We start from the raw sequence: 7,474 nt of genomic DNA on the forward strand, positions 1-7,474 counted from the left end.
CGTCAGTGCCGGGCACTGCCCGGCTTTTTATTCAGGGCGCCGCCGCGAACGGCGGCGCCAGTCAAACAACGCGATTACAGCGGCTGATAACGCAGGGTCAGGTACCCAGCGCGGCCCGGCTGCGTGTAGGTCGCGGCGGTTTCATACTCGTTGTCGAACAGGTTGCTGACCCGCGCCTGAACGCGCCAGGCATGGCTGAGCCAATACTCGGCCCGCAGCTCAACCGTGTTGTAGCCATGCAGGTCGCTGGTGTTGGTGGCGTTGTCCCAGCGCCGCCCCTCAGCATGAACACTCGCCCCCAGGCCGATACGGCCGAAGCGGCGGTCGACATCCAGGTTGAAGATTTGCTCCGGCACGCGGCGCAGCAGCAGGTCGTCATCAGCGCTGCTGGAGCGGTTCTCAGGGTCCTGCAGGGTCAGGTTGGCCTGCCAGCTCCAGCCCAGCTGCTGGGTCAGCACTTCCAGTTCCAGACCGGTAATGCGCGCCTTGTCGACGTTCTCGGCCATCGACACCCCACCCACGCGGACACTGGCAATCATGTCGTCGATATCATTGCGGAAGGCGTTGGCCGACCAGCTGCCCCAGCGGTGCTGGCCACGCAGGCCCACTTCCAGGTTGCGCGAGGTTTCCGCCTGAATAGCTGGATTGCCGTAACCGGGGAAATACAACTGGTTGAAGGTCGGCGCGCTGAAGGCCGTGCCATAGCTGGAGGTCAGGCTGATGCTGTCGGTCAGCGCATAGCCGTAACCGACACTGCCGGTGGTGTGCTCACCGTAAGCCTCGTTGTCGTCGTGGCGCAGCCCCAGCTGCCATTCGTGACGGCCGGCGTGCAGCAGGTACTGGGCAAACAGGCCGTGGTTGTAGCGGCTGTCCTCGGGGTAATCGACGCTGCTGCTGATGCTGTCTTGCTGCCAGTCGTAACCGACGGTGAGCAACTGGTTTTCGCTCAGGGCAAAATCGTTCTGCCAGCTGGCACTGTCGCGTCGCGTGTCATAACGCGTGTCAAAGGTGCTGCCCTTGAAGTTCTCGTTCTTGTCCTCACTGTGGCCGACCTGCAGCGTCACATCCCAGAAAGACACCGGAGAATATTTGGCGCGCACGCCATACGCGCTGAGCACACTGTCGGCGTTGGCCTTGTTGCCGGAGTCGTAGTCGTTGTGCGACTCGACCTGCAGCAGGTTGGCATCCAGCAGCAAGCCGTTGGCAAACCGGTAACCACCAGACAGATTGGCCGACAGCTCACGGTAACCATCGTGGTCCACTTCCCGCGACGGGCGCGCATCATAGCCTTCGGTATCCAGGCTGCTGACACCCAGGTTGAACCAGGCGTTGTCATTCCCACCGGACGCACCGGCAGTAGCGGCGCGATGCTGGCGACTGCCAACAGTGGTCGAGAAGTACGGCGTCAGGCCATCACCACCCTTGCGGGTGAAGATCTGCACCACCCCGCCAATGGCCTCGGAGCCATACAGGCTGGAGCGCGGGCCGCGGACGATCTCGATCCGCTCGATCTGCTCAACCGGCAGGTTCTGCAGTGCGGCAACGCCGGAGGTCGCCGAGCCGATACGCACGCCGTCGATCATCACCAGCACGTGTTTGTCGTTGCTGCCGCGAATCTGCAGCGAGGTACTTTTGCCCGGGCCGCCGTTGTTGATCAGGTTGACCCCGGTCGCGCGGCGCAGCAGCTCTTCAGCGGTATTGACCTGCAACCGCTCGATGTCGGTCCGCTCGAACACGGTGGTGGCTGCGATACTGCTGGCCTGGCTGGTGCGGGTGGCAGTGACAACATCACTGCCGAGATCCAGGGTGCCGGCGAAAGAAAGGGAAGAAAGGCCAATAAGGCCCAGCGCCAGAGGGGCGCGTGCAGGAATAGTCATGCTGTGTGGTTGCTCCGTCGTACCCACCCGTACGACATTGTCGAATCGGGACAGACGGAGACGGCAGGAACACGGCATGAACACAACGGAAGACGCCGTACACCTACAGCGCCCACCGCACTGTCGTGAAAGGCATCAGGCCGGTCTCCGGGCTTGCGAGTGGACGTGAGTCCGGCGACCTGAGCCTTCCCATGCATCGAGCACAGTGGCGTTTATCAGGCGCCTCGCCAAATAGGCGGACGTCGCTTACCGTTGCGGGGGCAGCGCCGGAATTGTCTGATCTGGCAGACGCACCGGCTTCCCAGTTTCACCCTCCTCGAGATGGAGGGCACCTGAAGCGCGGCAGAGAGTAGTGGCCACCTCCCGCCCTGTCAAGCTCGGGCTCGGCATACCCCCGGCGCCTCCTACCAAACGACTGTCGGATGCACCACGCTTTCAGCACAACAGTTTCCCCGACACTCAATTAGGCCTATAACTGGTCGAGCGTCCCCACCTTGCCCAGGAGGAAGACATGTTTGAACCGGGCCACCTGCATATCAACCGTATGCGCCTGCTACCCAGCGATAGCGGGTTCAGCATCGACATTCACTACACCATCGCGGACCAGTGCCGTGCAGTCGAGTTCAGCGTCGATGGCACGATTAACGATGCCGAGGTGCACGAACACTTTTCGCTGCCACGCGATACGGCGTTCAACTTCGCCAGCAATATCGATCATATTCTGCGCCGCCACGGGGTGTTGACGCCGGAGTTCATGTCACTGAAAGCGCACCATGAATATGACGCCATGTTCGAAGATATCCGCGCGCGGCTGCATGCCTGGAACGGCGAGCCAATTGACCCCGGCCATCTGGGCTAGCACCGAGGCGACCGAAAAACAGGCACAAAAAAACCCCAGTTCTTGCGAACTGGGGCTTCTTGAATAATGGCGCAGCGGACGGGACTCGAACCCGCGACCCCCGGCGTGACAGGCCGTGCCAGCCAGAAAATGTTAATCGTCCTTATTTTACAACTATTGATTTTAAAGGATTTTATCCCAACCCATCAGCTTTTCAGGCTGATGCAAATTGAGATCACTTGAAGGCAATCATCTGGTCACGGTCACGGAAACCCATGTTTTTAGTGACTAATTTTTAGTCACTTTTAACACCTGTGGTATCGAGGCAGGCACTCGCAACGATGGCTGGAAGAGCAGCTTGCCTAATGGAGCGCGATCAGACCTGACAAAGGCCACGCAGTATGCAGCAGCCCATCCCGACAGCCAAGAGAACCTTATCGATAAATCACCACTGCGGATTCCACGCTCATCCGGCCACCTTTCCGGGCAGGCAGCTACGCAGGCTTAACTCACTATCATTGACCTCTTTTTCGAAGCAAAGGGGGCACTGTGGAGCGCTTATCCATGCGTAAGATTCGAGAGGTGTTGCGCCTCAAGTTTGAGGCCAAGCTATCGGCCCCTCAGATTGCGATCAGCGTGCAGGTCGGTCGTGCCACCATCAGCGACTACCTCAACCACTTTACCTCCAGCGGCCTCACCGACCTGGCCCTGCTCCCTGTCCGACACCGAGCTGGAGCAGCAGTTGTTCCCACCAGCCCCGGCAGTATCCAGCGAACAGCGGCCTATGCCTGACTGGGCCAAGGTACATGCCGAGCTGCGCCGTCCCGGCGTGACCCTAGCTCTGCTCTGGCAGGAGTACCGTATGGACAACCTCAGGGCTTCAAGTACAGCTGGTTCTGCGAGCACTACCGGGCCTAGGCTGGCAAGCTGGACATGGTGATACGTCAGGAGCACCGCGCTGGTGAGAAGCTGTTTCGTCGACTACGCCAGCGGACAGACGGTGCCGGTGATCGACCGTCACACCGGCGAGTTCCAGCCGATGCAGGTGTTTGTTGACGTGCTCGGCACTTCCAGTTACACCGTCGCCGAAGCCACCCGCTCACAGAAGCTATCGGACTGGCTGAGCTCCCACGCCCACTGCTTCGCCTTCCTCGGCGGGGTGCTGGAGATCGTTATGAGATATACAATTGGTTGCGACAAAAGAAAGATAAAGATGGGCAGGTCAGCGATGCTGAAGAGTCATTCCAAGGTTTAATATTCACACTCTCCACCCCAGATGACCTCAGACCTTGGCTTTCCCTACTATTGTCGGAGGTAAGGTATAAAACGGGTGCCGTGAAGCATCTAGCAGTCAGTTGCCCAGGAAAGGCCGACAGCTTTAACCACGCCTCTTCCACTGGAGACTACATTCCATGTGTATCAGCGGCACGGAATGCGCTGGGCAAGATGGGAGTGTTCTTTGCATGACCAATAGAGTAATGAAGTCTACCCATGCAGTAAGCACTCCACCGCACCAGATCACGCAGCCTTATCAATTGGCTCAGAATGAAATCGAGTCGCTTCGGAGTGAGATGCAACAAGCGTATCTGGAAATGCAGTGGCTGCTACAAACCGAATCCCAGCCAGGCTATATACCCGCCTCGCCAACGCCCGAAAACCCGTAGCCAAGCAAGGCTCACTGGGACGGTTATAGGTCCAGCAAGCTACGGGCCTTCATTAAGGTTGGTTTCCCCGTTCGCAATATGGTGTCTATCCATAACTGATTACCGTGTCTTACCCATCGTTCACAGCCGATATGGCCAGATACGACCAAATCGATATTCCGGATGTTGTCGCTGTGTCCCTCAAGATTTTTGCCGCCCCAAGTACAGTGCTTGGCCAGGCCTTCACTGAACTCCAAAGTAGCCAGCTGCTGCCAGTCGGCCACCGGGGCTTGCGCGTGCACCAATCCGATACGCCCTGACTCTGTATTCAAAGTCATGGTGAGCGATAGCTTTTCCTGGATCTTTTCCGCCAACACCCCATGCTGCTCAGGAGCCAAATCAGCCGCCCACTGCCCACCAATGCTGTAGTGTTTATCAGCCCAGGCAGCTTGATAGTGGCTTGCCCAGAACAGCAGCTCATGGTTACCAAGCACACTGTAGCAATAGCAGGTGTTCAGCACCCATTCCAGCGCACGTAATGACTCTGGCCCGCGATCAATCACATCACCAAGCATGAACAACCTATCCTTGGCAGGTTCAAAACCTGAGCCTACAAGCAGCTCCATCAGCAGCTGAAATTCTCCATGCACATCCGAACAAATCCAATCCTCGCCGATTGGGTTGGCTGGGATTTCATGGTGGACAGGAATAGGTCTGATCACCTATCACCTCCGCAAATTCGGGATATGAACTCCAGCTGATGCTCCAAGGCTTTCTGCACATGCCTGCAAGACACGCCTAGTATAGGGTCAGTCTGAATCAAGGCGTCCGCCTGCTCTGATGGCCAACCAGCGGAGTCATCATCAATGGCCAGCCACGGAATGGGAGTGGGTAGACGGCGTAAATAAGCAGAGATTTGTTTGAAGCGTGTTTGGTGATCCCACTCGATGATATCGAGACTGTTTCTACCCATCGCGGAGTGCCATGTGGCGCCTATGACTCGCTCTGCCAGTTTGGTGGGCAAGTATCCGCGTGCCCGACGGAAGCCCAGCACACGCGCCCAACTGGTCGACAGTACGATCCTTAGCTCTGGGTACCCTTCTATAATCTTTTCCAACAGAAGAGCCCACATGAATAGCTCGCCCGGGACTCGCAGCTCGATCTGGCCATTAAGTCGTCGATACACGGCATCAGGATGTAGAACGCCATCATAGTCGAGAAATAAAATCACGTTTATCTCGCTAACTTGATCAGGGAGGGCTTCAATAGGCAGCATACTGCATCTTTGCCCGCAGGCATCCCTCAGTTTTTTATTGACCGGGTACGCTGTGACTACAAACCTCGAAATAATCCAACAAGACAGTCAAACCGCAAAGACAGCTCTCACGGCGATTTTTCGAATTTTGAACATGTGGCACCTGACAGACACCCAACAGGCGAGGCTGCTCGGGCTGCATGATGAGAAAGCCCTTCATAACTGGCGAGCGCATCCAGAGAGTGCTTCCATCTCAACGGATCTGATTGAACGAGCAAGCTACATCCTGGGAATTTATAAATCCCTGCAGATCTTGTTCCCCAACCCTGACAATGCGGATCGATGGCTGATCACCTGTAATGACAATCCCCTCTTCAACGGGCAAGCTCCCATTGAACACATGATGACCGGAAACATTACAGATCTGGCGACAGTTCGGCGCTGCTTAGAGGCGTTGATAAGCTGATCGGCTCCTGGCTCGTCGTTAACAGAGCCAAGCCTTGGGATACCCTCCGGCCCCTCACTGGACTTCGTAAAAGCCGGTGTGATTCAGTACGTCTTTTTAATCGTCGTCATCCCGCTGCAGAAGCCTGTCGAAAGCACCCGGGGCCATTGTGACCTTCCGCTGCTTTCTCAGCTTGGTCACAGTAGGGTCAAAGTTCTGCAGAATGTCACGGTGCGCCTCATACAACCAGTTCTCGGCCTGCCTCCATGCCTCGCTCACATGGTGCTCCACCTCACTAAACTCTCGCTTCTGCTGTCGACAATCAGAGAGAAAGCTGCGCCACCGAACGCTCTCAAGAGCCGCGGCGTTGTTGAACACAAAAAGGGCGAGCAAGTCCTCATCCTCACAAGTGTTCATCATGAAGGCTGCTGGGGTCTGCCCTTGGAATGACTGGCTGAGTTCGACCCAGCGCTGCTGTAGGTACTCACGCCACCTTTCATTCAGCTCGTCAAGCTGCGGCTCCAGCCCCTTAGCATCCAGCCGCATATCCCAGACAAAACCACCCTCTGCCTTCCTTCCGTGGTTTCTCTCCCTCGACATAATCATGGGGGATTAGGCGATGGATCATATCTGCCCCCTGATCCTCCAGCTCGTCTGTTATATGCGTGGCCAGCGAGGTGATTGTGGCGTAATGCAGCTTTTCGTCGATGAGCAGGCGCGCCCAAAGTGAAAACCGTAGCGCATAGTAGTCCCGTTTCTGGTAATCCGCGTTCTCTCTACTGCTCTCCTTATTCTGGAAGTGGTAGTCATCAAGGTCGTAGTCATACACGGTCTCAAAATCGAGCAAGCTGACATTCTCGGCCATGGTCTCGTTGAGCCAAATCATGTCTTCACCGATACCGGTGGTCAGTAGATTCGCCCAGTTATATGCAAGCTTGCCATTGGGTAGATCAAGCCATTCTTCACCGGCATTTTCAGCGGTGCCGGCGGGCTCCTGCAATTCATTCAGCAGCACCGCCTCCACCCTATCACTGGCCGCGTCGTTCATGGTTGCGCGAAACAGCTCCTGCTGCTCAGGCGACCAGGCATGATAAAGGGGGGTGGCTGCCATCAAGGCTTTACGGGCGGCGGCTTGTACTCGGCTTGATTCCATAAACAGCCCCTTCATTCCTCACCAAGCATCGGCTCGCTCCCCAGCCAAATAGCGAGAACCGGGTGCAGTAGCCCATGCTTGTCTGCCAGCAACGCCAACTCCTCTCGGCAGCGGCTCTCTACCTGAACCGCCCCGGGTTTCGCGGAGGCTTCAACTCCTGAGAAGATGAAGCCATGAACAAGACAAACAAGTTTTCCCCTGAAGTCCGTGAACGAGCCGTGCGGATGGTGCAAGAGCATCGCGGCGACTATCCCTCGCTGTGG

Annotated in this window: 7 protein-coding genes, 1 pseudogene and 1 riboswitch; of the genes and pseudogenes, 3 read left to right on the forward strand and 5 right to left on the reverse strand. The window is 57.0% G+C overall.

Annotated features, from left to right (window positions below):
- Positions 1–74: 74 nt before the first annotated feature.
- Positions 75–1,877, reverse strand: a complete 1,803-nt coding sequence (gene btuB, locus AC13EY_RS15145) for a TonB-dependent vitamin B12 receptor (protein ID WP_228246808.1) — start codon at positions 1,875–1,877, stop codon at positions 75–77.
- Between the two features lie 121 nt (positions 1,878–1,998).
- A riboswitch (cobalamin riboswitch) is annotated at positions 1,999–2,228 on the reverse strand.
- 160 nt (positions 2,229–2,388) lie between these two features.
- Between btuB and AC13EY_RS15150 the strand changes: the two genes are divergently transcribed.
- Both AC13EY_RS15150 and AC13EY_RS15155 read left to right on the forward strand, forming a co-directional pair.
- Positions 2,389–2,736, forward strand: coding sequence for a DUF5064 family protein (locus tag AC13EY_RS15150; RefSeq protein WP_228246809.1), 348 nt, complete (start codon positions 2,389–2,391; stop codon positions 2,734–2,736).
- Between the two features lie 543 nt (positions 2,737–3,279).
- A pseudogene (locus tag AC13EY_RS15155) lies at positions 3,280–3,958 on the forward strand (IS21 family transposase); the annotation flags it as partial.
- A gap of 444 nt (positions 3,959–4,402) precedes the next feature.
- Here the strand turns inward: AC13EY_RS15155 and AC13EY_RS15160 are convergent.
- Both AC13EY_RS15160 and AC13EY_RS15165 read right to left on the reverse strand, forming a co-directional pair.
- A complete protein-coding gene (locus AC13EY_RS15160) occupies positions 4,403–5,080 on the reverse strand; it encodes a metallophosphoesterase (protein ID WP_228246810.1) in 678 nt (225 codons plus the stop codon).
- Positions 5,077–5,634 carry an HAD domain-containing protein gene (locus AC13EY_RS15165; protein WP_228246811.1) on the reverse strand — a complete coding sequence of 186 codons (558 nt, stop codon included), beginning with the start codon at positions 5,632–5,634 and terminating at the stop codon, positions 5,077–5,079. The genes AC13EY_RS15160 and AC13EY_RS15165 overlap by 4 nt, the downstream gene beginning before the upstream one ends.
- Before the next feature lie 52 nt (positions 5,635–5,686).
- Here AC13EY_RS15165 and AC13EY_RS15170 point away from each other — a divergent pair, with 52 nt between their 5' ends.
- Complete coding sequence (locus AC13EY_RS15170; RefSeq protein ID WP_323133563.1) at positions 5,687–6,079, forward strand: MbcA/ParS/Xre antitoxin family protein; 393 nt, start codon at positions 5,687–5,689, stop codon at positions 6,077–6,079.
- Positions 6,080–6,175: 96 nt separating this feature from the next.
- On the opposite strand, the gene AC13EY_RS15175 is transcribed toward AC13EY_RS15170, so the two are convergent.
- Positions 6,176–6,604: a hypothetical protein gene (locus AC13EY_RS15175; protein ID WP_482877083.1), complete on the reverse strand. Its 429-nt coding sequence runs from the start codon at positions 6,602–6,604 to the stop codon at positions 6,176–6,178.
- Positions 6,588–7,226, reverse strand: coding sequence for a hypothetical protein (locus AC13EY_RS15180; protein ID WP_482877081.1), 639 nt, complete (start codon positions 7,224–7,226; stop codon positions 6,588–6,590). Before AC13EY_RS15180 ends, AC13EY_RS15175 begins: the two co-directional genes overlap by 17 nt.
- Positions 7,227–7,474: the final 248 nt, after the last annotated feature.

Source organism: Halopseudomonas sp. L-58, from assembly GCF_056859475.1.

What these genes read in the sequence shown, in the direction of transcription:
- AC13EY_RS15180 (WP_482877081.1), bottom strand. Translation starts at nt 7,226, where the DNA reads ATGAAGGGGCTGTTTATGGAATCAAGCCGAGTACAAGCCGCCGCCCGT.
- AC13EY_RS15175 (WP_482877083.1), bottom strand. Translation starts at nt 6,604, where the DNA reads ATGCGGCTGGATGCTAAGGGGCTGGAGCCGCAGCTTGACGAGCTGAAT.
- AC13EY_RS15165 (WP_228246811.1), bottom strand. Translation starts at nt 5,634, where the DNA reads ATGCTGCCTATTGAAGCCCTCCCTGATCAAGTTAGCGAGATAAACGTG.
- AC13EY_RS15150 (WP_228246809.1), top strand. Translation starts at nt 2,389, where the DNA reads ATGTTTGAACCGGGCCACCTGCATATCAACCGTATGCGCCTGCTACCC.
- btuB (WP_228246808.1), bottom strand. Translation starts at nt 1,877, where the DNA reads ATGACTATTCCTGCACGCGCCCCTCTGGCGCTGGGCCTTATTGGCCTT.